Source organism: Bradyrhizobium sp. ISRA464 (genome assembly GCF_029910095.1).
Taxonomy (GTDB): Bacteria; Pseudomonadota; Alphaproteobacteria; order Rhizobiales; family Xanthobacteraceae; genus Bradyrhizobium.
This window is the reverse complement of the sequence record NZ_CP094526.1, coordinates 525,877-548,687: the sequence shown is the minus strand read 5'-3', so window position 1 is coordinate 548,687 and position 22,811 is coordinate 525,877. Positions and strand designations below refer to the sequence as shown.

Here is a 22,811-nt window from a genome sequence, read left to right as displayed (position 1 = left end):
TGGATGCGATGACGATCGGCCAGGCGGCGCAGCGCTCGGGCGTACCGCCGAAGACCATCCGCTACTACGAAAGTGTGGGGCTCGTCAGCCCGGCGGCGCGCGGAGAGAACAAGTATCGCGCCTACGGCGACAAGGAGGTCGAGATCCTCCGCTTCATCAATCGCGCAAGAGGCCTTGGTTTCTCGCTCCAGGAAGTGGAGGAACTCCTTGCACTCTACCGCGACCGCAGGCGGCCAAGTCCCGAGGTGAAACGCCTTACGCTGCGCCACATTGACGATCTCGATCGCAAGATCGCCGAGTTGCAAACGATCAAGAAGGCCCTTCTGCACCTCGCCGAAAAATGCCGGGGCGACGACAGGCCAGACTGCCCGATCCTGGATGATCTTCAGTCCGGCCGCGCGCTGTCAGCCGCGGCGTCGGCGCGAGGCCGCCGAATCCGACCTCGCGCGGCGGGAGCGTCGAACGCCAATCGAGCGAATCATTGGAGATAAAGATGCCGGTCATGCACCGTAGGTCATTGCTCAAGGGAGTGCTCGCCGCCGCTGGAACTGTCATCAGCTTCCTGCTCGCCCGGTTCGGCCGCGCCCAGACCATGATGCCCGGCATGGGCGGAATGATGGAAGACCATATGGGCGGCATGATGAGAGGCGGCATGGGCGACATGATGGGCCCGATGCGGACCGGCATGCAGCTCTTTCGCCGCCACGCCGCAATCCACCGCAAAGTGACGGCTCTCTCGGACGGTGTCCGGACCGTCACCGAATCGGACGATCCGGAAGTGGCTGCGCTCATTCAGAAGCATGTCGCCGACATGTACACGCGGATCGATCAGGATCGGCCGTTTGCATAGGCGATCGTGCCGACGATCAAAAGAACGATCGACAGTACCATCGCCAGGATGGGCTGGTTGATGGAAAGCTTTCCGAGATTCATGGCTTGATACCTGCCGCAGCATTGTCGCCTGCCTGCGCCATTTTCGGTGTCACCTTGGCGCCGACGCGGGCACGCTGCAGCCCGTCGACGATGACGTGATCTTCCGCCTTAAGGCCCTCGCGAATCACGCGCAGCCCTTCATCAAGCGGCCCGAGCATCACCGGCCTTGCCTCCACCGTGTTGTCTGCCTTGACCACGAACACGATCTTGCGCGACTGGTCGGTGGCTATGGCAGTGTCCGGGATCAGCAGCGCCTCGTAGGGCGACGAGCCGATAATTCTGACGCGGCCAAACTGCCCCGGCAGGATCGAGAGATCCTTGTTCGGGACGATCGCGCGGCTGCGCAGCGTCGCGGTCGAGATGTCCAGTCGATTGTCGAGGAAGTCCATCTTCCCCTCATGCGAGGGCTTGGTCTCGCCGGTCAGCGCTACCTGCACAGGATTTGACGTATCGCGCGAACTCGGCCGCTTGCCTTCGAACCACAGCTTGCTGTTGCGCTGATAGGTCGCCTCGTCGACGTCAAAATAGATGTAGATCGGATCGAGCGACACGATCGAGGTTAGCAACGTCGCGCCGCTATCGGCGCCCTGCACGAGGTTGCCGGGAGTCACCAGGTGGCGACTGACGCGGCCGGTGATCGGCGCCAGCACGTGAGTGAATTCGACATTGAGCTGCGCGGCCTTCAGCGCACCCTCGGCCTGCGTCTCGGCCGCATAAGCCGCCTGCAAGGCCTGACGGCGCTGATCGACGACCTGTACGGAAACTGCGCTGGTCTGGACCAGGTTCAGCCCTCGGTCGAGTTCACGCTTGGCAAGCTCCGCCTTGGCGCGCGCGTCGTCGAGTTGACCCTGGGCCTGCGAGGCGACCGCCTCGAATGGACGCGGATCGATGATGTAGAGCAGATCGCCAGCATGGACAATCGCACCGTCCTTGAACTCGACGCTGTTGACGAAGCCGCCGACGCGGGCGCGGACCTGAACCTCCTCGATCGCCTCGAAGCGACCGGTGAACTCGTCCCAGTCGGTGACGGTGCGCTTGACCGGCTGCGCGACGGTCACGGGTGGCGGCGGAGGCGCGGCCTGCGATTGCGCCTTCTGGTCGCAGCCCGCGAGCGCCAGCGCGAACAGCAGAACGATCGGTGCGCCGCCGCATCGTGGAAGGCGACGAAACAAACCGGGCGCCCGAGCCGGATGCTCCGTTATGTCAGTCGTACTCACTTCCGTATCTCCAAGGACCCAGAATGTTGCAGTTAAATTGGACAGGTCGCACTGCTACCGTCGGCCGGCGCAATACGGGCGGCAGCATTCGCACCGCCGTTCTGATGCCGATCTCGAACTTGATTTCGATGGCGCTGCCGCTCTCGTGTTCCGCGTGTCGATCGCGAAACCGCAAGTTTCAGCTCGACGATGCTTTGGAGAATGACCTTGCAACCCCGGCGACGGAAATCACCTCTCGCCATGGAGTCGATAAACGGTCGTTATTGCCGCTCGCCGTTCGCGAGCGGGAAAACCATCAAGCCGTTACGTGTGCGCTCACGGATTTTTCCTCGTCGTGGAGCTTCGACGCCGACTTCACGGAGCATTCCTGGCGGTTATGGACATGATAGCTTTACCCGAACGGTCGCCGGATTTAGTTGCTGAGCGCACTGGCCGAAGCGGACGCGGCGCTGAGATCTCGCACGAACTCAAAAACTCGCTTTGCGCGGCTGCTGGCGAACACACTCGTCGAAGTCGGTGGATCGCCTCGCACTCGGAGCCGTGCTGCATCACGAGCTAGGCGGGCCTCCTTGAGCGACACATCCTTGAGGGAACCCAGGCCGAGCCAGCGCTGCTTGCCGTCCTTCCAGTATCGGCAGCTCCAGTTCTTCGACGTAGCGCTCGCGACCACGAGGTAGAGACCATCACCGTCAGGATATTTGCCGGGCTGAGTTTCGCGTTCGACGTCGAGGGGTTTGAGTCTGCCGGCCATGTGTTCTCCATCACAAAAATCCGTCCTCCGAACCCACGTCAAAAGCTACGGTTTGCGCGATGACTAGGAGCAACATCGCGGCATCGCCGGCAACATCGTTGCGGCGCTACTCGTTGTTTTTGCTGTCGATTCGAACGAATGGATACTGAGGAGAACAGTGTAGTGGCGGAGAGAGTGGGATTCGAACCCACGGTACGGTTTCCCGCACACACGCTTTCCAAGCGTGCGCCTTAAGCCACTCGGCCATCTCTCCGGGAGGCCCTCTCTTGAAGGGACGAGGCGGATTTTGCAAGGGAGTGTGGGGCCGCGGCCGGAAATTTCCCCAACTCACTGGGATTGTTGGATAATTTCGGCCTGAGGCCGCGCCGTTACCGGCGCCATGGCCGGGAGACGCGGCAGGTTTTGGCACCGATTGGTTAGAGACCGGCGCAAATCATCGGCGGTGCCCAACACGCTTCACCGGCAACCGCCTGTCATTTCGGGTCTTCCAACACGGTCCGCGCACGGCGCGGCTCGATGACCAAGCCCCCCGAGACCTATGATGCGCAACTGCGCATCTGAGAACCGATCGGGCCATACGCTCCATGGATGAATGGATTCCGGGCTCGACGCTACGCGTCGCCCCGGAATAATGGTGAGGCGAGCACGTTGCTCAGGCTCCCTATCGCCGGTGGCTTCCTAACAGGCCAATCACTGATTTGCCCGACGAGACTGGGCAAGAATGGCAACTAAGGGGCTGGGGCGGCTCGGAAAGCACTGACGACGAGCGACAGCGAGATTTTGGCGCGGAAGGGCCGCAAAGCAAGCCGAATGGCGCGCAGAGTGGCCGCAAGGAGGTTTGCGCCGGCAATGCGCGTCTTTTCTGCAAGGTACGCGACGAAGCGGTCGAAGCCGAGAATGCTGAGCACGCGGGTGAAGTTGTAGCAAAGCGCCATCAGGCTCCATTCGCCGCGGACCTTGTCGAAGCCGCGCACGAGAAAGTGCTGATAGCCGGCGCGGCATTTGAGTGTTCCGAAAGGGTGCTCGACGATGGCGGAACGGCGGCGCATCAATGTGGCAGCCTCGGCGCTTTGCATCCTCATGCGGTGACGTTCGAGAACGTCCTCGTGTTCCCAGCGCGCGATGCTCCGGTAAGGCGCCTTCGGGGCAAGACACCGCGCGCTCAGGGGACATGCTGCGCAGGCCGCCTTGCGCGCCAGGTAGCGGATCTCGATGCGGCCGCTCGTGTTCGTCCAGCGCCCTTCCGTCGGGCGCAGCAGCTCGCCGGCCGGGCAACGGTAGGCATCGGCGTTCGCATCGTAACTGAAGTCCTTGCGGCTGAGGCGGCCTTCCTTGAGCTTGCCATTGCCCTCGTGCAGCGGCACATAGGCAACAATGCCGTCATCCTCGCAGGCCTTCAGGTCCTCGCTGGTGGAATAGCCGGCATCGGCCGCCACCTGCAGAGTCTCGACGTCGAGGGCCTCTTTTGCCGCCTTTGCCATCTCATGAAGATGGCCCGCGTCGTTGCGGTTGACGACCTCGCTGGCAACGATGAGCGTGTGCTTGTCGTCAACGACGCTCTGCACGTTGTAACCCGCAATGGTCTGGTCGCCCTTGCTCAGAAGCCTTGCGTCGGGATCGGTCTTCGAGAGTTGCCCCTTGTCGCTTGTCTCCAGGTTCTTGAGGTCGGCTTGCGCGCGCTCGCGCCGGGCCATCAGCTCCTTCACCTTCTCGCCGACATCGCCGCTGCCCTTGCTGCCATCTCCCGGACCGGCACATCGCTTGGCTTCCTCGGCATCGTTGGCTTCAAGGGCCTTGCCATAAGCCTCGATCTCCTTGTCCAACGCGGCGATCTGTTTGGCCAGCTTCCCTTGCGTGAAGATGCTGCCCTTGCTGGCGTTACCATGGAATAGCGCCCCGTCGATCGCAACGAAGGTCCCACCGATCAGGCCGAGGTCGCGCAGGAGCAGCACGAAACTGCGGTTCGCGGCCTTGAGCGCCGCCCAGTTCTCCTTGCGGAAGTTGGCGATCGTCCGATAGCCCGGCTTCATGTTCTTCAACAGCCAGATCAGCTCCAGATTGCGGCAGGCCTCCCGCTCCAACCGCCGCGACGACCTGATCTGGTTGATGTAGCCGTAAAGGTAGAGCTTCAGCAGATCGGCCGGATCGTAGGGCGGCTGCCCCACTTCGTCCGCGGCACGATCCGCATGGCGGAAGCCGAGCTTTGAAAGGTCGAGCGCGCCAACGAAACTGTCGATCGCCCGCACCGGATTCTGCTGTCCGACATAGTCCTCAATCCGGGGAGGAAGAAGACTGGGTTGCTCCCGGCTGTCGCCGGCCTTGAACGTCCGATTCGCCATGCGCCGAATCGTACATCAACTCCAAAAAATGCCGAGTTCTTGCCCAGCCTCGACGGCGCAAGACCCTCACGCAAAAATATTTCTGTTTTACAGAAACGCAACTCAGTCTATCATCCGCGCCGTCTCACCCGACACGAGGGGCGGATCGCGATCGTCACGAACGCGGCGTGAGATGCGGTGGACGCTAGTTGCGCAACTGACGAGTGCGCATGAGGCGGACGGTGAAGTCGTGTGGTCTCGACGCCCCAGTGGCAGGTGTCTCCTCGCTAAGCACGCGAACGCGTCTTTGCGAAGACGGTGACAAAAAAGCCAAGTCTCGCCGGGGAGAGCACGAAGTAAGCCGTAAACCATCGTGCAGGGAAAGCCGGCGTGTTTTCCGGTTTCACCTGTGGTCCTACCCCCGGTGCTTTTTTTGTTGCACCGGGCCCATGGGTGCGATCGGCACCCGGCTTTCCCTGCGCCCTCTGCGGATTGAGAGGGCGAAACGAACGGCAGAACTCGGGCAAATCGTGTCGCGAGAATGCGAGTCACATCCTCGCGGTTGTCATGCCCCCGCGCATGCGTGGCATCCAGTACGCCGCGGCCTCTCGGTTCAAGCCCCGGCGTCTCTGGAATACTGGATCACCCGCATGCGCGGGTGATGACAGCGCGGCCAGGCTGTTTGATATGTGAATCGGGTACGAGCCCGCCATCATCGCGGAGAGGCCGCAACGCAGCCGTCCCGAAGCAGACGGCCGCGGGCGGCGTGCATGCTTCTTCCGGCGGGATGAAGTACGGCTAAATCGGTCTTGCTGGCTGCACCTCTCCCACTTGCGGGGAGGTCGTATCGCATCGAAGATGCGATACGGGTGGGGGTTCTCCCCCCAATGCGACTCGCGGAGAGAGCCCCCACCCCCGCCCTCCCCCGCAAGCGGGAGAGGGAGCGCAGCGCCTTCGTGATTGCCGTCCAGCCTTATCTCAGCATGCGTCATCTCAGCATGCGTCGCGACGCGCGTTCCGCGCTACTCAGCGACAGCAGCGAAGCTGCTACGTGGGGGACGCGGACTGTCCATTCAGCGCTAACAAGTGTGATTGCGGCCTGCCGTCCAGCAAGGATAGCAGGTCGCTCAGTGATACCGCGCCGCGACATCCGATGCGCGGCGCGGCCAAACGGTCGGCGGCTCGGGCAGCGCGGTGTCGCCCGAATCATGCGTGCTCTGCAGCGCGTCGATGAAGTCGGCGAACCACTGCTGGATGGTGTGGGTGTTGAGCTTCGTCATCATCGCTTCCCAGCGCGTCCGCCGTTCGGTCAGCGGCATCACCAGCGCGGAAGCAATCGTGCGCGCCATGCCGTCGATGTCATGCGGGTTGACCAGGAGCGCGGCGTCGAGCTCGTTGGCGGCGCCGGCGAATTTCGACAGCACCAGCACGCCGGGATCGGCCGGGCTTTGAGCCGCGACATATTCCTTGGCGACAAGGTTCATGCCGTCCTGCAGCGGCGTCACCACGCCGACCTGCGCGGTGCGATAGAGCCCCGCGAGCACGCTCTGGCCAAAACCCTTGTTGAGATAGCGGATCGGCGTCCAGTCCACCTCGCCATGCGCGCCGTTGACGTCGGTGACCAGCCTGGCGATCTCGCTCTGCAAATTGCCGTAGGCCTCGATCACGCCGCGCGAGGGCGTTGCGATCTGCAGCAACGACACCCGTCGCTTGAGGTGCGGATAGAGCATCCACATTTTGTCGAACGCCTTGATGCGATTGCCGAGCCCCTTGGAGTAGTCAAGCCTGTCGACGCCGATCGCGAGCTTCTCGCCGTTGAGACTGCGCCGCAGTCGCGTCACGTCGGGATGCGTCATCGCCTTGGCGGCCTGCTGCGCGAACCTCTCGGGATCGATGCCGATCGGGAACACCGCGACGCGCGCGCGACCGAACGACGAGGTGACGACGCCGTCGCGGACCGCGAGGTCGAGGTCGTCCCGCACATAGGCGAGGAAGTTCTCGCAATCTTCCTCGGTCTGGAAGCCGATCAGGTCATAGGCGAGCATCGCCTCGATCAGCTCGCGATGGTTCGGCACGCCGGAGATCACCGCGCGCGTGGGCCACGGCGTGTGCAGGAAGAAGCCGATCGGCTGTGTCACGCCGAGATCGCGCAGCTCGGCGCCGAGCGCGAGGAAATGATAATCCTGGATCCAGAACACGGAATCGGGTTTGCGGAATCGCAGCAGCGCGCGCGCCATGAAGGCGTTCACCTCGCGATAGCTCGCATAATCGTCTCGCGACGCGCGGATCAGATCGGCACGTGAATGCAGGGCCGGCCACAGCGCCGAATTGGCGAATCCTTCGTAGTAGCCGCCGTAATGCGCGGCCGGCAGGTCGAGCATCGCCAGCGCGCCGGCGCCGAGCGCTTCGACCTCCGCAAATGGCTCCTTCAAGCTCCCGTCGCGGACGCGGCCGCTGGAACCAACCCATATCGCCCCTGTCTTTTCCACCACCGGCAATAGTGCCGCAGCCAGCCCCCCCGTCATGGGTTCATTGGGTTTTCCGCGCGCCACGCGGTTCGAAACGACGACGAGGTTCACCCGGTTCCCTCCTGTTGCTCAACTCGCGTATTAACAACCATTCATCAAGATGGTTCCTCATCAAGGAATCTCCCAAATGAAACCAAATTCTGGCGAAGACGGCAGGAACTCGCGGGAACTCGCGAAAAGAAAATTGCGCGCGAGGTGGCGCCTGCGACGCAAAAGCACCGCATTCGATTCGGAGGTGGCGAGATACGGTGAGCCGCTTAGGACGGGCTCACATGCCTTTCGTCATCGCTCCAGCAGACGCGCGAGGAATTCGCGCACGTCGCTCGGTGTGTCGAAATGGCCGGCGACCCCGGTCGCGCGACGGCCCACGGAAAATGCGAGACCGTTGAAGTCGGGCATGATCTCGAACACGCTCTCGTCGGTGACGTCGTCGCCGATGAAGAACGGACGCCGTCCCTTGAACGGCTCGTGCGTCATCAGTTCGCGCACGCCGCTCGCCTTGGTGAAGCCGGCCTGCTTGATCTCGCACACGCTCTTGCCCGGCATCACCTCGATCGGCGCGCTCGGCAGATCGGCGCGGATCAGCGACACCGCTTCATAGATCGCCTTCTCCGCGTGCGGCGCGAGCCGGTAGTGCAGCGCCAGCGAGTAGCCCTTGTCCTCGAGCAGGATCCCGGGGCTGAGCTTGGCGATCGCGGCGAGACGGCGCTTCAACTCCTTGTCCAGCGCCGGGGCGTGCGCGGCGACTGCTTCGTCGCTGTCCGGCTGCAGCCGCATCTCGGCGCCGTGGCCGCCGATGGCGGGAAACAGATCCGGCGCGAAGATCAGGTCAATGTCGTTGAGCGAGCGGCCGCTGACCAGCGCCAGCGCGCCGTCAGTGCGCTCGTGCAGAAGCCTCAAGGTCTCCGCCAGATCCGGCGGCACCCAGACCTCGCGCGGCGTCGACGCGAAATCGAGCAAGGTGCCGTCGATATCGAGCAGCACCGCGGTCTCCTTCAGACGCGGAACCAGCGATGCCGGCACCGGCACGCTGTCCGGCGCCAGATTGTCGTCAGGGGCGATGTCGTCATCCACGGGCATTTCGGCCAGGTCATGCTTCATGTCATTCTACTCCACAACTGCCAGCGGTCGCGCGACAGATTCGAGCGATTTTCGCTCGGCCGCGACGGCGTAACGCCACGCCACGACTGCGGCTCCGACCATGAGCGCCGCCCCCAGAAGGTAACCGGCGAAAACGCTGCTGCGCGATCCGGTGTCGATCAGCACGCCGAACAATGCGGGCCCCACCACGCCGCCGATGCCGGTGCCAATCGCATAGAACGCAGCGATCGCGAGCGCGCGGACCTCGAGCGGAAAGTTCTCGCTGACAGTCAGATAGGCGGCGCTCGCGGCCGGCGAGGCAAAGAAGAAGATCACCATCCAGGCGATGGTCTGGCTCTGCGCGCTGAGCGCGCCGATCGAGAACAGATAGCCGGACAGCGCCAGCAGCACGCCCGACACGCCATAGGTCAGCGTGATCATGGTGGGGCGGCCAAGCGTGTCGAACAGGCGGCCGAGCAGCAGCGGCCCGAGGAAATTGCCGGCAGCAAAGGGGAGGATGTACCAGCCAACATCGCTCGCGGGAATGCCAAAGAAGTCGGTCAGAATAAGGGCGAAGGTGAAGAAGATCGCATTGTAGAAGAATGCCTGCGCCGCCATCAGCACGAGCCCGACCAGCGAGCGTTGCCGGTAGGTGGAGAACAGTGTGGTTGCGACCTCGCGCAGCGGCGTATGATCGCGCATCCGGATCCTGATCTTGTCGAAATCCCCGCTCGGCTGGGTATTGCCGAGGACGGAGGTCTCGATGCCGTCGACGATCCGGTGCGCCTCGTCGGGGCGGCCGTGGATCATCAGCCAGCGCGGGCTCTCGGGGATCCACATCCGCATGAACAGCACGACGAGGCCGAGCACGGCGCCGGTGAAATAGGCGATCCGCCAGCCGTGGTCCGGCGCCAGCACCGCAGGGTCGAGCAGGAAGATCGCGCTGGAGGCGCCAATCGCGGCGCCGATCCAGAAGCTGCCGTTGATGACGAGATCGGTCCAGCCGCGATAGCGCGCCGGCACCAGCTCCTGGATGGTCGAATTGATCGCGGTGTATTCGCCGCCGATGCCGGCGCCGGTGAGAAAACGGAACAGCGCGTAGCTCGCAACATTCCACGACAGCGCGGTGGCCGCGGTTGCCGAGAGATACAGCGCCAGCGTGATGAAGAACAGCTTCTTGCGCCCGATGCGGTCGGTCAGCCAGCCGAAGCCCAGCGCGCCGAGCACCGCGCCGGCGAGATAGGCGCTGCTGGCAAAGCCGACATCGGCGTTGGAGAACCGCATCGCCGGGCTGTCCTTCAGCGCGCCCGACAATGCGCCCGCGAGCGTCACTTCGAGCCCGTCGAGGATCCAGGTGATGCCGAGCGCCAGCACCACGCGGGTATGGAATCCGCTCCAGTACAGATTGTCGAGCCGAAGCGGAATCGAGGTCTCGATGATGCGATCATCGCTCTCCGCGGCCGGCGCCGCCGCCTCGCCCGTTGTCGCAGTGCTGAGCTGTGTCCGCTGCAGAGTCATCGCGCCTGAGTAATGGGAAAAACCCCGGAACGAAACGCTCCAAGGCTCTCACCGCCGGAATTGCGGCAAACTGGATGCCCGCCACGCGGCGATAACGCCCGCGTCGTGCAGAGGTTCCCATATCGATGGACAGGAACGGAACATGGCGGCCACAGTTGCCCGCTGAGATGTCAAGGAGCCAGCCATGGCGGCACGCAAGCAAGCCACGCGGAAAACCGCACGAAAGTCCACCACACGGAAGACCGGCGCGGCACGGCGCAAGATCGCAACGCGAAAGACGGCGCCCAACCGCTGGTCGCAGCGAGTGACGCAAGAGAGCGATGCGCTCGACCTCAAGCGCGGCGTGTTCAAGCTGACCAGCGCGAAGAAGATCGCGGCATCGCTGAAGCGGTCCGCCGAACAGAGCAAGCGCCGCAAGAGCGGCGCCTACCGGTCCGCATTGTCGATGCTAACCTTCTATATCAACCGCGCCGGCAAGACGCTGCCGCAGGCGCAACGCTCGCGGCTCGAACGTGCCAAGGTCGAGTTGAAGCACCAGTTCGGCCGCGATTAATGTCGTCGTCCTGGCGAAGGCCAGGACCGATACGCCGCAGCCATGGCAACAGGCGCGCGGCTAGTTGCGTCTACAGCAATAACGAGCGGTGGTTATGGGGCCCCTGGGTCGCCGGGACGACGATTGTCTATCCGCTCGGGCGTACCCGCCTACGCCGCGCGGATGTTCGCCATGAAGCGGTCGAGCTCCTCGCGCAGCCGCGCGCTCTCGACCGACAGCGAGCGGGCCGAATTCAGGACCTCTTCGGAGGCTGCGCCGGTCTCGGTTGCGCCGCGATTGACCTGGGTGACGCTGGCGGCGGCCTCCTGCGTGCCCTGCGCGACGTTCTGCACGCTGCGGGCGATCTCCTGCGTCGCCGCGCTCTGCTGCTCGACCGAGCTCGCGATGTTGGTCGCGATGCCGGAGATCTGGGAGATGGTGCCGCCGATCTCCTTGATCGCGGCGACCGATTCCTGCGTCGCGGCCTGCATGCCCGAGATGTGGTTGGAGATTTCCTCGGTGGCCCTGCCGGTCTGGCTCGCCAGCGACTTCACCTCGGCCGCGACCACCGCGAAGCCGCGGCCGGCATCGCCGGCGCGCGCCGCCTCGATAGTGGCGTTCAACGCCAGCAGATTGGTCTGCTCGGCAATCGCCGTGATCAGCTTGACCACGTCGCCGATCTCCTGCGCGGCACGCGACAATTTGCCGATCCGCGCATCGGTTTGCTCGGCCTGGCGCACGGCGGAATCGGCGATCTGGCTCGACTCCTTGGCGCGGCGGCCGATCTCGTCGACCGAAGCGGACAGCTCCTCGGTGGCGGAGGCAACCGACTGCATGTTGCTGGACGCCTCCTCGGAAGCGCCGGCGACCTGGCTGGACAGATTCTGCGTGGTCTCCGCGGTCCGCGTCAGGGTGCCGGCCGCCGATTCGAGCTGCACGGCGGATGCCGACACGTTGGAGACGATCGAGCCGACGGCGGATTCGAATTCGTCGGCGAAACGGATCAGCTCGGCACGCCGCGCGGCGGCGCTTGCCTTGTTTTGCGCTTCCTGGGTCGCGGCGTCGCGCTCGGCCTTGGCGATCGCCTGGACCTTGAACTCCTCCACCGCACCAGCCATCTCGCCCAGCTCGTCGCGGCGGCCGAGGCCGGGCAGCACGACGTCGAAATTGCCGGCGGCGAGCTCGCGCATCGCGGCGCACATCGCGGCAATCGGCCGCGAGATGCCCTTGCCGAGCAGGAACGCCCAGGCGAGGCCCAGCACGAAGCCGCCAGCGGCAAGCATCAGGATCAGCCGCTCGGTCTCGCCGATCGTGGCATGGGATTCGTTCTCGAGCCGCTTCTGATCGGCGAGCAGGTTGGACTTCATCGCGGCCGAGCCCTGGCTGATGGCGGTTGCGGATTCCGTCATCTCGACCGTCAGCTCATCGATTGATTTCGAGTTCTCGATCAGCTTCGCCAGCGATTGCCGGTATTCGTCGAGCAGCCCGGCGACCTCCTTCAGCCCCTGATTGATCCGCTCGGTCTTCGAGGAGAGCGCGTGCAGCGAGTTCTCGACGAACTTCAGCCGCGCCATCGCGCTGGTCGCGACCGTCTTGTCGGCATTGACAAGGAACATGTTGGCGAGCGCGGTCGCCGCCTGGAACTGGTCGGCGACCTTCTTGGAGCCGAACTGAATCGACTGGAGCTCCGAATCGTCGGCATTGCTCGGGAGATCGTCGAGCTTATAGCGCATCGAGTTTGCGCTGCGGTTGAGATTGTTCTGCGCGATCCGTGCGCTCTCGTCCTTCAGTTTGACGATGTCGGCGAAGATCTTGGAGAAGGTGCGAAACTCGCGCTCCAGCTTGGTGACCTGATCGAGCCGGGCCGGGTTGGTGGTGCCCTTCATCGCGGCCAGGATGGCGTCCTTCAGGCTGGCTTCCGCGGCGAGCGCCGCCTTGGCGTCGTCCTCCTTGCCGGTGACCACGAAATACCGCGCCAGCGAACGATAGGAAATCAGCTCGCGGTCGATGTTGCGAGCAAGATCGGCTTCCGCGACGCTCTGGCGGTAGGAGGCGACGCCGGCCGAGACCCGCTCGAAGCCCATATAGGCAAAACCCATGCTGGCCGCCGAGATCGCCAGCGTCACGGCAAAGCCGAGCATGATCTTGGCGCGGAACCTGAGGGTTGGGAATTTGATCGAACGCGATCGCTTGAACCCCGGCATCCCCACCCCCTCGTCTTCATTCTGAAAACCATGCGGTGTCCGGAGGCGCCCCGCCCCGAACCCGGCGCGCAAACCTAGGGCAGAAATGGATAAAGCTGTGTAAACGCCGATGCGCGCCGGAATACGGGAATCGACGGGCGGAGGCGGGGGTCCGCCACGCGCCGCCCCAGCTTCGACCCGTCGCAGCAGCTCTCCGCCGCCCTTGCCGCCTCGCAGGACTACTCCCGCCGCGCCGTCAGGCGCACGTCGGGCGACTACTACCTTGGCCACCGTTGTATTCACATGTATATATCGCAATGTCCGGCACCGCATGGACCAAGGCTTGAACACGCACCGTCAAGCGCCGGCGATAACGGAGGAAGCGATGTATCAGGAAGCACTTGCGAAGGTGACGAACCAAGCTGATCCGCGACAAGTTCGAGAACTTCATCGGCGGAAAGTGGATTGCTCTGGTCAAGGGCCAGTATTTCGACAATCCGAGCCCGGTGACGGGTAGGCGGCTGTGCCAGGTGGCGCGATCGACGGCCGAGGACATCGAACTCGCGCTCGACGCCGCGCACAAAGCAAGGGAAGCCTGGGGCAAGACTTCGGTCACCGAGCGGCGTTCGGCGGTTACAAGCAGTCCGGCATCGGCCGCGAGAACCACCTGAAGATGCTGTCGCACTATCAGCAGAATAAGAACATCCTGGTCAGCTATTCGCCGAACGCACTCGGATTCTTCTGAGGCGGCGGCGACCACGCGGGCGCGCCCTTCCTCCTCCCAAGGCGCGCCCGCTCCCTTTGGCGGGCATCGCGGGACGCGAATTCAGCGGCCTGGAGCGGTCGCTGCATCACTCCGAACCATGCGAGCGGAAGCAGGATGATGGTTGCCCGGGTCGAAGTCACTCCGAAGGCTGAAGGCGCTGCACGGGCCGCTGACGTTCCACCAATCCGGCGGCTGCTGCGACGGCAGCGCGCCGATGTGCTACCCGGCCAACGAATTCCGGGTCGGCGGCCAGGACGTGCATCTCGACTGGATCGCAGGCTGCGACGTCTATATCGGCGCCGCCCAGTTCGAATACTGGCGCCATACCCAGCTCATCATCGACGTGGTGCCCGGACGCGGCGCCGGCCTCTCGCTGGAGGCGCCGGAAGGCGTCCGTTTCCTGACCCGCAGCCGGGTGTTCAGCGACGACGAAGTCGCGGAGCTCGAGGCAGCCGAGCGCCCGGCCTGATCCCCCTGCGATACCGGCAGGCCGGTGCACCGACCGCTGGCATTCCAGACCGGCCCGGACGCGCCTCCTACGACCTTGGTCCCTCGCATTCGCGATTGACGGGAAAGCAGGCCTCTTTAATTTAGACTGGTTATAAGCAGGCCCGGCCGCTGCCCGCAGCCGGGAAAAACATATCGGGAGGCGTCCCATGTCATTGCGGCGGATGGCGCTATTATCGGCGCTTGCGTCAAATGGGCGTGCCGGCAGCTTGGCCGGCCAATGATGTCTCCCACTACGATACGGTACCCAACGGTACCTCGATCGCGTCCGGCCTGAGCCGCCGTCGCGGTATGCGCGGAACCATCCGCGCCAAGAAGAATAAAGTGACCTGGTCTGGGAGAAAGCCTTTGGCGGAGAAGCACAGCGGTGCCGCCGACAGTATTGTCGTGGCGCAGGCAAAGACCGACGGGCCGCGGGAAGCCGCGGACGAGATCGCCCGTCAATTGGCGCGTGCCAAGCTCGCCATGGTCACGGTGTTCGTCTCGCCGTTCTACGATCCCGAGACCTTCATCGCCGAGCTGTCGCGCCGGATGCCGGACACGCCGATCTTCGGCTGCACGACGGCCGGCGAGCTCTCGCCGGCCGGCTGGGACGAGGACAGCGTGGTCGCGATGGGCTTCAACGCGGCCGACTTCGTGATCGCGGCCCGCCCGCTGCTCGACCTCTCGACCTTCCGGGTCGATCGCGGCCGCTCGATCTGCACCGAGCTGCAGCAGGAGTTCGCGCAACGCACCGAGCAATGCGATCCCGCCGACGAGTCCTTCGGGCTGCTGTTCATCGACGGAATGTGCCAGCGCGAAGAGACCATCATGTCGGCGATCTACGCCTCGCTGGGAGACATTCCGATCGTCGGCGGCTCGGCCGGCGACGGCCTGCGCTTCGAGAAATCCTGGGTCTTCCACAACGGCAAGGCACACACCGACGCCGCCGTCGTGATCCTGATCAGGACCCGGCTGCCGTTCCGCCTGTTCAAATGCGATCACTTCGAGCCGACCGCGACCAAGATGGTCGTGACCGACGCCGACATCGAGCGGCGGATCGTGAAGGAGATCAACGCCGAGCCGGCCGCGCTGGAATATTCGCGCGCGGTCGGCCTCAGCGATTCCAAGCTCGAACTGTTCTCCTTCGCCGCCCATCCCTTGCTGGTCCGGGTCGGCGGCGCGTATTACGCACGGTCGATCCAGTGCACCAACCCGGACGGGTCGCTGCAGTTCTTCTGCGCCATAGACGAGGGGATGGTGCTGACGGTAGCGCGCGAGCGCGATCCGATTGATGCGACGAGCGACCTGCTCAAGGAGATCACCGACGAACTCGGCGAGATCTCGGTCTTCATCGGCTTCGAATGCGTGCTGCGACGGCTCGACGTCGAGCAGCACCAGTTGTCGCGGGAGATGTCGGAACTCTATCGCCGCAACAATGTGATTGGCTTTCAAACCTATGGCGAGCAATATCGCTCCATGCACGTCAATCAGACGCTGACCGGCGTCGCCATCGGCAAGCGAGCTGTTGCTCCGCAATGACGGATACCGGCACCAGTCGCATTGCAACGCTCGAGCGCGAGGCCGAGAAGCTGCGCAAGATCAACGCGGCGCTGATGTCGCGCGTCGAGCGCTCGACCGACCAGCAGCTCAACGCATTCTCGCTGTTCGAGACCGCGATCGCGCTCGACCAGCAGGTTCGCGACCGCACCCAGCAGCTCAAGCAGGTGCTGCAGTCGCTGGAAAAGACCAATGGCCGGCTGCTGCAGGCGAAGCAACAGGCGGAGGCGGCAAGCTCGCTGAAATCGTCCGTGCTGGTCTCCGTCACCCACGATCTGCTGCAGCCGCTGAATGCGGCGCGGCTGACGCTGTCGGCGCTGACCGAAATGGTCACCGAGCCCAAGGGCGTCGCCCTGACCGACCAGATCGACCGTTCGCTGGCGACGCTCGAGGACATGCTGCGTACGCTGCTCGACATCTCCAAACTCGATGCGGGCGTGCTCAAGCCGGAGTTCGGACCGGTCGCGATCGCGTCGCTGTTCGAACCGCTGCAGCAGGAATTCAGCCCTGTCGCGGCCAAGCGCAACCTCTCGCTCCGGATCATGCCGTCGTCCGGTGTGGTCCGCTCGGACCCGCTGATGCTGCGCCGGATCCTGCAGAACCTGTTGGCCAATGCATTGCGCTACACCCAGCGCGGCAGCGTGCTGATGGGTTGCCGTAACAGCGGCGACAACATCTGCATCGAGGTGCACGACACCGGCCCCGGAATCCCGGAAACGCAGCGCGAGGCCATCTTCGTCGAGTTCCAACGTGGCGAGGCCGGCGCCGGCGACAAGGCCGGCATCGGGCTCGGCCTCTCCATCGTGCGCCGCTTTGCCAACGTGCTGGGCCACGACATCCGGCTGACGTCGCGTCCGGGCAAGGGCTCGGTGTTCTCCGTCACCCTCCCGCGCACCGCCGACCCAGTCGCAATTCCGGCGCGCGAGCAGGCCAGCGTCGATTATCGGTATGGCGGCATGGAGGGTGCGAAGATCCTGCTGATCGAGAACGACCTGTCGAGCGCCGAAGGCCTCGCCAGCCTGCTGGAGAAATGGGGTTGCGACGTCGCGGTGACGATCTCCAAGACCGAGGCGCTTGAACGCATCCGGGCGCTGGATGGAATTCCAGACGCCATCATCGCCGATCTGCATCTCGACAATGGCGAGACCGGGATCGAGGCCGTCGACGTGATCCGCAACGAGATCAAGACCGGCGTTCCGGCGATCATCGTCACCGCCGACTACTCCGCCAAGGCGGCCTCCGATGTGTCGGCCTTCGGCCACGAGCTGCTGAAGAAGCCGATCAAGCCCGCTGAGATGCGCTCGCTGCTGTCGTTCCTGCTGGCCGCGGAGCAGCCGGCAACGCGGCTATGATTGGTCGCCGCGCGACGGCGCAGCCGTGACCGGCGCGTGATCGTGCTTGCCAAAATCCAGCTTCGACAATGCGATGATCGCCTCGGTCCGGCTCCGCACGTTGAGCTTCCGCAGGATCTCCGAGACATGCACCTTCACGGTCGTGACCGAGATATCGAGCTGATAGGCGATATGCTTGTTCTGCAGGCCGTGGCAGATCATGTCGAGCACGCGCAGCTGCTGCGAGGTGAGCTGACCGAGCTGCTGGATCAGCTCCCGCGTATCGGCCTGGCCTTTCCGGGCAGCGGCGGCATCGCGGAATCGCGTCGGCAGGCACACGGCGCCTTCGAGGATGCCGCGCAACAGGCGCGCCAGTTCGGCCTTCGGCGTGGATTTCGGAATATAGCCGGAAATGCCGAGCGAGATCGCGCTGCCGATGATTCGGGAATCGTCATGCGCCGACACGATGACGAGCGCGCTGCGCGGCGCGGCAGCGCGCACCCGATAGGCTCCCAATAGCCCGGTGGTCCCGGGCATCGACAGATCGAGCAGGATCAAATCAAGGCCGTCGCGCGCGGCGATGACATCCAGCGCGCCGTCGATCGACGTCGCCTGCAGCACTTCGGCATCGGGAAATTCGGTGTCGATCACGCCGATCAGGGCGGCACGAAATAGCGGGTGATCCTCGACGATCAGCAGCCGAGGGGCACCCGCCTTGCTCACCGGCTGTTCGTCCAAAGGCGCGGTTGTGGTCAAAGCTGCGCCGTCCTCTCCCGGATCGCTCATGACTGCCATTGCGGGCATGACGTTATCTCAAAGCCGACGTGCAGCCTATAGAACGTTCGATGCCCTCGCCTTGCAGCGCAGCAACCCTAAGGCGCCTTCTCGGGCTTTGAACCTGCGCAGGACTCGGGAAGCGGAAGCGGGACCTTGCCGAGCTCGATAATCGCCTTGTTGCGGCTGAACAGCTTCAGCTTGCGCAGGATCTCGGTCACATGGGCCTTCACCGTGGACTCCGCGAGCTTGAGCTCCGCGGCGATCTCGCGGTTCTGCAGGCCGCGGGTAATCAGGTGCAGGACGCGAATCTGCTGCGGCGTGAGCTTCTGGATCCGTTCCTGCAACGTGCGCGCCGTCTCCGACTGCTCCAGTGCGCCCACCGCGACGAAATCCCGCGGCGCCGAGACCGAGCCGCTCAGGACCCGGGCGATCGCCTCCGACAGCTCGGCGAGCGAGGTCGACTTCGGCAGATAGCCGACCGCGCCCATCTCCAGCGCCTCGCGGATCGTATGCTTGTCCTCCTCGCTCGACACGATGGCGATCGGAAGCCGGGGATAGCGATCCCGGATCTTCTGGAACCCGGAGAAGCCGACGACATCAGGCAGCAGCAAGTCGAGCAGAGCCAGGTCGATATTCGGCTCGGTCGCAAGGATACCGAGCGCGCCCTTGATCGAGGTGGCCTCGTAGATGCGGGCGTCCGGATGCGAGATGCGAATGGCGTTGCCAAGCGCTTCACCGAACAATGGATGATCGTCGATGATCAGGAAGCCCATCATAAGGAGCCTCGTACGGATGTTGCCGCCGTCGTGCCCTGGAGCATTTCGGTTCTGATTGAATCAGAACCGAAGCTCCAGATTCTAGTTTTGACGCATTTTCTTCACGCGGACCGGTGCCCACTTCGCTCGAAAATGCTCTAGTTCGACGAGTCGGAGTCCTGCAGTGTCCGCAAATAGGCATATACGTTTTTCAGCTCGTCGTCGCTAAAAACGTCCTTCCACGCCGGCATTCCCTTGGATGGCCGGCCCTCATGGACCGTCTTCCAGAAGGTTGCTTCCATGTCGTTGCCGTAACGCTTCTTCAGGAGGCGCAGATCGATGCGCCGTTCGCTCTGCACTGCGTCCGGGCCGTGGCAATGGGCGCAGGTGCCGTTGAACGTTTCCCGCCCGGCCTTGGCGTCTCCGGTGACTGCCGCGGTCTGGATGGGCTTGTCCGGCGCGGCAGCCTGCCCGACCGTGACGGGTTCGCTCGCCCCCGTGGACGACGTCGCAGCCTGGGTCGCCTGGCCGAACTTCACCGGTGCGCCGTTCGGCACGCCATATTTGACGAACAGGGCGGCGATGTCAGGCTGCAGTGACGGCAGCACGGCATCGACCTCATCGCGCAGCGCGCCCGACGCCTTGGCGAAGCCGATTGCGGTCTTCCAGAGCAGGCCGTCGCCTTCGGTCGATACGACCTGATACTTGTCGCCATAGGCGGTCTTGTTGAGCCAGCCGGCCACCGGCGCCCAGATGAAGGCGACGTCCACCGTTCCCTTCGCAAGCGCCGCCATCCCTTCGCCCGGGCTGAGCACGGTGACTTTCTGGATGTCGTCGCGCGACGCAAGCAGGTTTTGTGGCGCCGATTCGTATTGCACCGCGACCCGCAGGCCCTTGAGGTCGTCGACGCCGGCGAGCTTGCGATCCCTGGCGCCGACCAGTGCATAGCCTTCATGGGCGATCGGCTTCGAGAAGATCACGGCCGGCCCCATGAAATCCTCGACCAGCGGCAGGCCGACCATGGCATCGCATTGCTTGCTGAGCAGGGTTTCGCGAACCGTCCGCTTGCCGAAATAGGACTTGTACCAGTTGTAGCTCACCGCACGGCCGAGCTTCCCGGCCACCGCCTGGCCGATCTCGAGATACAGGCCGGGCTTGCCGGGGTCGTCGCTGGAGAACGGCAGGTTGGTCGGGTCGGCGCAGAGCCGCAGCGGCTTGATCTCTTCGGCGCCGGCCGACAGAGCCGGCGCCATCAATATTGCGGAGAGCAGCACGGCACGGATCGCCTGTCCCAACCGCGCGTCACGCGAACATCCACGCACTTCGTTTCGGGTCATGCTGAACACGGACATGCTGCCTCCGTTCTCGACAATCGTTACTGCACGGTGAACACGAACAGCGAGCCGCCCTCGGGCGCCGCGGCGGTCATCTTCTTGCCGATGTCGCCGAGGAAGGCCGGGATCGACGCCGTGCGTCCGACCACGATCGCGACATACTGCTTGCCGTCGACCGAGTAGGTCACCGGACCGGCGCCGATGCCGCTGCCGAGGTTCTTGCTCCACAGCACCTTGCCGTTCTTGGCATCGATGGCGCGGAAGTCGCCATGCAGATTGCCCGAGAACACCAGGTTGCCGGCCGTCGTCAGCGTGCCGCCGTTGAAGGGCAGGTCTTCCTTGAGGCCCCACACCTTCTTGTTGGCGATGGGATCCCAGGCCACGAGCTCGCCGAGGAAGCCGCCGGGACCTGCCTTGGTCGGGAATTCGGCGCCGAGATAGAACACGCCGCGCTTGTAGTTCACGTCACTGACCGACCAGTCCATGCAGACATTGTTGGTCGGGATGTAGACGAGGCCGGTCTGCGGGTTGAACGACATCGGCTGCCAGTTCTTGCCGCCGATCAGGTTCGGGCAGATGTCCTTGGCGGGATGGCCGGGGCCGGGCCGCTTGTCCGGATCCTCTTCGGCCCGCATCGTGTTGACGTCCCACTTCTTGGCCCAGTTCGCGAAGACATATTTCTCGGCCGAGATCACCTTGCCGGTTTCGCGGTTGGCGACGAAGAAGAAGCCGTTGCGGTCCGCCTTCATCAGCACCGGAGTCTCGGCGCCCTTGATCTTCAGGTTGGCGAGCACGAGCTCGTTGACGCCGTCATAATCCCAGGCGTCGGCTGGCGTGCCCTGGATATGCCACTTGATCTTGCCGGTGTTGGGATCGATCGCGAGCGTGGACGCCGTGTACAGGTTGGTCAGCTTGCCGAAATTGCCGTCGCCGGTGGAGCGCACGCCGGTGTTCCAGGGACCCGGATTGCTGGTTCCCCAATAGACCGTGTCGGACTTGGCGTCGTAGGAGCCGACCAGCCAGGCTGCGCCGCCGCCGTGCAGGCCGGTGTCGCCCTTCCAGGTCTCGCTGCCGGGTTCGCCGGGCGCTGGCACCGTGTAGGTCTGCCAGAGCAGCTTGCCGGTGTTAAGGTCGAACGCCTGCAGCGCACCGCGGACGCCGTATTCGCCGCCGCCGAAGCCGGTGATGACCTTGTCGCGGACCACGAGCGGCGGCGAGGTGATGACCGAGCCCTGCTTGTAGTCGACGACGGTCGAGGTCCAGAGCTCCTTGCCGGTCTCGGCATCGAGCGCGGTCAGCTTGCCATCGAGCCGGCCGACGAAGATCTTGCCGTTGGCATAGGACACGCCACGATTGTTGACGTCGCAGCAGGCGTATTGAAGCACGTCGTCGGGGATATCAGGCTGATAGGTCCATTTGCGCGCCCCGGTCGCGGCATCGATCGCATAGACGTATTTCGGCCCCCAGGAGGTCGAGACGTAGAGGGTCTTGCCGATCACGATCGGCGAGGACTCGTTGGAACGCAGCGAGGCCAGCGACATCGAATAGGCCAGCTGCAGCTTGCCGACGTTCTCGGAGTTGATTTGCTTCAGGGGGCTGAAGCGCGTATTGCCGTAGTCGTGGCCTGCGACGGCCCACCCGTTGGGATCCGATGCCGCCTTTACGACGGAATCATTCGCTCTCGACACGCCGACACTCGCCATCAGCATGGCGGCCAGCGACACGCCGGCAAAGAAAGTCCCGCTCCTCAGCTTCATCTGTTTCCTCCAATATGGTTTCGTTGCCGCGACGGATGCGTCGCGGGCGCGGCTTTCTAACCAATTCATGAACGCGCGATCTTTCGTCGCTGCATCGCCGATGAAAATGACAGCAACGTTTTTTGGCCGTTATAGGCGGAAGGTAGTAGCCATCGCGGACGGTGCTTTGCCGCGCGTCGCGATCGACAGGTTGGCGATCGCAAGCGCCATAAAGGCGGGTGCATCACGTGCGCTTGGGACGATCGGTGCGGGCTTGTAAATTGCCCATCCACCGGCGGCCTGCTAGGATCGAAGCACAGGCCCGGCACCCTTCATGACAGGGTCGCGACTACGACTTAGATCGCGGTTACGCCCCCCATGAAGCGTGCTCTACTGAGCCAATAATTGAGACTTTGGGAGGAACGCGTGTCTACAGTCAAACTGACGGTAAACGGCAGGGCGGTCTCGGTCGACGTCGAGGACCGGACCCTCCTCGTGCATCTCTTGCGCGAAAACCTGAACCTGACCGGTACCCATGTCGGCTGCGATACCAGCCAGTGCGGTGCCTGCGTCGTCCATGTCGACGGACGGGCAGTCAAATCCTGCACCATGCTGGCCGGCCAGGCCGCCGGCTGCAACGTCACCACGATCGAAGGCCTCGCCAAGGGCGACGAGCTGCACCCGATGCAGGCGGCCTTCCGCGACAATCACGGCCTGCAGTGCGGTTACTGCACCCCCGGCATGATCATGTCCGCTGTCGATATCGTGCACCGCCATGGCGGCAATCTCGACGAGGAAACGGTCCGCCACGAGCTCGAAGGCAATATCTGCCGCTGCACCGGCTACCACAACATCGTCAAAGCGGTGCTCGATGCAGCCGGCCGCATGAAGGTCGCGCAGGCCGCCGAATAGCAGCCCCAAGGGCTGTACAGGACCACGCACGATCAAGCTCATCACCGCCGATCTCGATGGAAACGGCGGCAAATCGAAATCTCCGGTCGGGAGG

At 64.0% G+C, this 22,811-nt stretch carries 19 protein-coding genes, 1 tRNA gene and 1 pseudogene; 9 read left to right on the top strand and 12 right to left on the bottom strand.

Going from position 1 to position 22,811, the window contains the following annotated elements; translation table 11 throughout:
• The first annotated feature begins 8 nt into the window (after window positions 1-8).
• On the top strand, window positions 9-491 hold the full coding sequence (gene cueR / locus MTX19_RS02565) for a Cu(I)-responsive transcriptional regulator (RefSeq protein WP_280984639.1): 483 nt from the start codon (window positions 9-11) through the stop codon (window positions 489-491).
• A gap of 2 nt (window positions 492-493) precedes the next feature.
• Window positions 494-850 carry a hypothetical protein gene (locus MTX19_RS02560; protein WP_280982310.1) on the top strand — a complete coding sequence of 119 codons (357 nt, stop codon included), beginning with the start codon at window positions 494-496 and terminating at the stop codon, window positions 848-850.
• Between the two features lie 79 nt (window positions 851-929).
• Here the strand turns inward: MTX19_RS02560 and MTX19_RS02555 are convergent, their stop codons facing one another.
• On the bottom strand, window positions 930-2,069 hold the full coding sequence (locus MTX19_RS02555) for an efflux RND transporter periplasmic adaptor subunit (RefSeq protein WP_280984669.1): 1,140 nt from the start codon (window positions 2,067-2,069) through the stop codon (window positions 930-932).
• Between the two features lie 104 nt (window positions 2,070-2,173).
• On the opposite strand from MTX19_RS02555, the gene MTX19_RS02550 reads away from it, so the two are divergent.
• Complete coding sequence (locus MTX19_RS02550; RefSeq protein ID WP_280982309.1) at window positions 2,174-2,536, top strand: hypothetical protein; 363 nt, start codon at window positions 2,174-2,176, stop codon at window positions 2,534-2,536.
• Window positions 2,537-2,562: 26 nt separating this feature from the next.
• On the opposite strand, the gene MTX19_RS02545 is transcribed toward MTX19_RS02550, so the two are convergent.
• The 6 genes from MTX19_RS02545 to MTX19_RS02520 form a co-directional block, all read right to left on the bottom strand.
• Window positions 2,563-2,901: an Arm DNA-binding domain-containing protein gene (locus MTX19_RS02545; RefSeq protein WP_280982308.1), complete on the bottom strand. Its 339-nt coding sequence runs from the start codon at window positions 2,899-2,901 to the stop codon at window positions 2,563-2,565.
• 163 nt (window positions 2,902-3,064) lie between these two features.
• Window positions 3,065-3,154 (bottom strand) — tRNA-Ser (locus tag MTX19_RS02540).
• A 475-nt stretch (window positions 3,155-3,629) separates the two neighbouring features.
• Entirely contained in the window at window positions 3,630-5,240 is a 1,611-nt protein-coding gene (locus tag MTX19_RS02535; RefSeq protein WP_280978673.1) for an IS1182 family transposase, read from the bottom strand.
• A 1,106-nt stretch (window positions 5,241-6,346) separates the two neighbouring features.
• On the bottom strand, window positions 6,347-7,798 hold the full coding sequence (locus MTX19_RS02530; RefSeq protein WP_280985825.1) for a trehalose-6-phosphate synthase: 1,452 nt from the start codon (window positions 7,796-7,798) through the stop codon (window positions 6,347-6,349).
• A 231-nt stretch (window positions 7,799-8,029) separates the two neighbouring features.
• A complete protein-coding gene (gene otsB, locus MTX19_RS02525; RefSeq protein WP_280982307.1) occupies window positions 8,030-8,848 on the bottom strand; it encodes a trehalose-phosphatase in 819 nt (272 codons plus the stop codon).
• A 6-nt stretch (window positions 8,849-8,854) separates the two neighbouring features.
• Window positions 8,855-10,345 (bottom strand): MFS transporter, encoded by a 1,491-nt coding sequence (locus tag MTX19_RS02520; protein WP_280982306.1) that lies wholly within the window; start codon window positions 10,343-10,345, stop codon window positions 8,855-8,857.
• 184 nt (window positions 10,346-10,529) lie between these two features.
• Between MTX19_RS02520 and MTX19_RS02515 the strand changes: the two genes are divergently transcribed.
• On the top strand, window positions 10,530-10,898 hold the full coding sequence (locus MTX19_RS02515) for a DUF3175 domain-containing protein (RefSeq protein WP_280982305.1): 369 nt from the start codon (window positions 10,530-10,532) through the stop codon (window positions 10,896-10,898).
• A 149-nt stretch (window positions 10,899-11,047) separates the two neighbouring features.
• On the opposite strand, the gene MTX19_RS02510 is transcribed toward MTX19_RS02515, so the two are convergent.
• Window positions 11,048-13,081 (bottom strand): methyl-accepting chemotaxis protein, encoded by a 2,034-nt coding sequence (locus tag MTX19_RS02510; RefSeq protein ID WP_280982304.1) that lies wholly within the window; start codon window positions 13,079-13,081, stop codon window positions 11,048-11,050.
• 401 nt (window positions 13,082-13,482) lie between these two features.
• On the opposite strand from MTX19_RS02510, the pseudogene MTX19_RS02505 reads away from it, so the two are divergent.
• The 4 genes and pseudogenes from MTX19_RS02505 to MTX19_RS02490 all read left to right on the top strand — a co-directional run.
• Window positions 13,483-13,683 (top strand): annotated as a pseudogene (locus MTX19_RS02505) (aldehyde dehydrogenase family protein); the annotation flags it as partial.
• 264 nt (window positions 13,684-13,947) lie between these two features.
• Window positions 13,948-14,295, top strand: coding sequence for a DUF779 domain-containing protein (locus MTX19_RS02500; RefSeq protein ID WP_280982303.1), 348 nt, complete (start codon window positions 13,948-13,950; stop codon window positions 14,293-14,295).
• Window positions 14,296-14,681: 386 nt separating this feature from the next.
• Window positions 14,682-15,854, top strand: coding sequence for an FIST N-terminal domain-containing protein (locus tag MTX19_RS02495; RefSeq protein ID WP_280982302.1), 1,173 nt, complete (start codon window positions 14,682-14,684; stop codon window positions 15,852-15,854).
• The gene (locus tag MTX19_RS02490) at window positions 15,851-17,224 is read left to right on the top strand and encodes an ATP-binding protein (RefSeq protein WP_280982301.1); all 1,374 of its coding nucleotides are present in this window, start codon (window positions 15,851-15,853) and stop codon (window positions 17,222-17,224) included. The genes MTX19_RS02495 and MTX19_RS02490 overlap by 4 nt, the downstream gene beginning before the upstream one ends.
• Here MTX19_RS02490 and MTX19_RS02485 read toward each other — a convergent pair.
• From MTX19_RS02485 to MTX19_RS02470, 4 genes are all read right to left on the bottom strand, one after another.
• Window positions 17,219-18,007: a response regulator transcription factor gene (locus MTX19_RS02485; RefSeq protein WP_280982300.1), complete on the bottom strand. Its 789-nt coding sequence runs from the start codon at window positions 18,005-18,007 to the stop codon at window positions 17,219-17,221. The two genes, MTX19_RS02490 and MTX19_RS02485, sit on opposite strands and share 6 nt — an antisense overlap.
• A gap of 68 nt (window positions 18,008-18,075) precedes the next feature.
• The gene (locus MTX19_RS02480) at window positions 18,076-18,756 is read right to left on the bottom strand and encodes a response regulator transcription factor (protein WP_280982299.1); all 681 of its coding nucleotides are present in this window, start codon (window positions 18,754-18,756) and stop codon (window positions 18,076-18,078) included.
• Window positions 18,757-18,893: 137 nt separating this feature from the next.
• Complete coding sequence (locus MTX19_RS02475) at window positions 18,894-20,087, bottom strand: transporter substrate-binding domain-containing protein (protein WP_280982298.1); 1,194 nt, start codon at window positions 20,085-20,087, stop codon at window positions 18,894-18,896.
• A 23-nt stretch (window positions 20,088-20,110) separates the two neighbouring features.
• On the bottom strand, window positions 20,111-21,826 hold the full coding sequence (locus MTX19_RS02470) for a PQQ-dependent methanol/ethanol family dehydrogenase (protein ID WP_280982297.1): 1,716 nt from the start codon (window positions 21,824-21,826) through the stop codon (window positions 20,111-20,113).
• Between the two features lie 405 nt (window positions 21,827-22,231).
• Here MTX19_RS02470 and MTX19_RS02465 point away from each other — a divergent pair, with 405 nt between their 5' ends.
• Window positions 22,232-22,717, top strand: coding sequence for a (2Fe-2S)-binding protein (locus MTX19_RS02465; protein WP_280975074.1), 486 nt, complete (start codon window positions 22,232-22,234; stop codon window positions 22,715-22,717).
• Window positions 22,718-22,811: the final 94 nt, after the last annotated feature.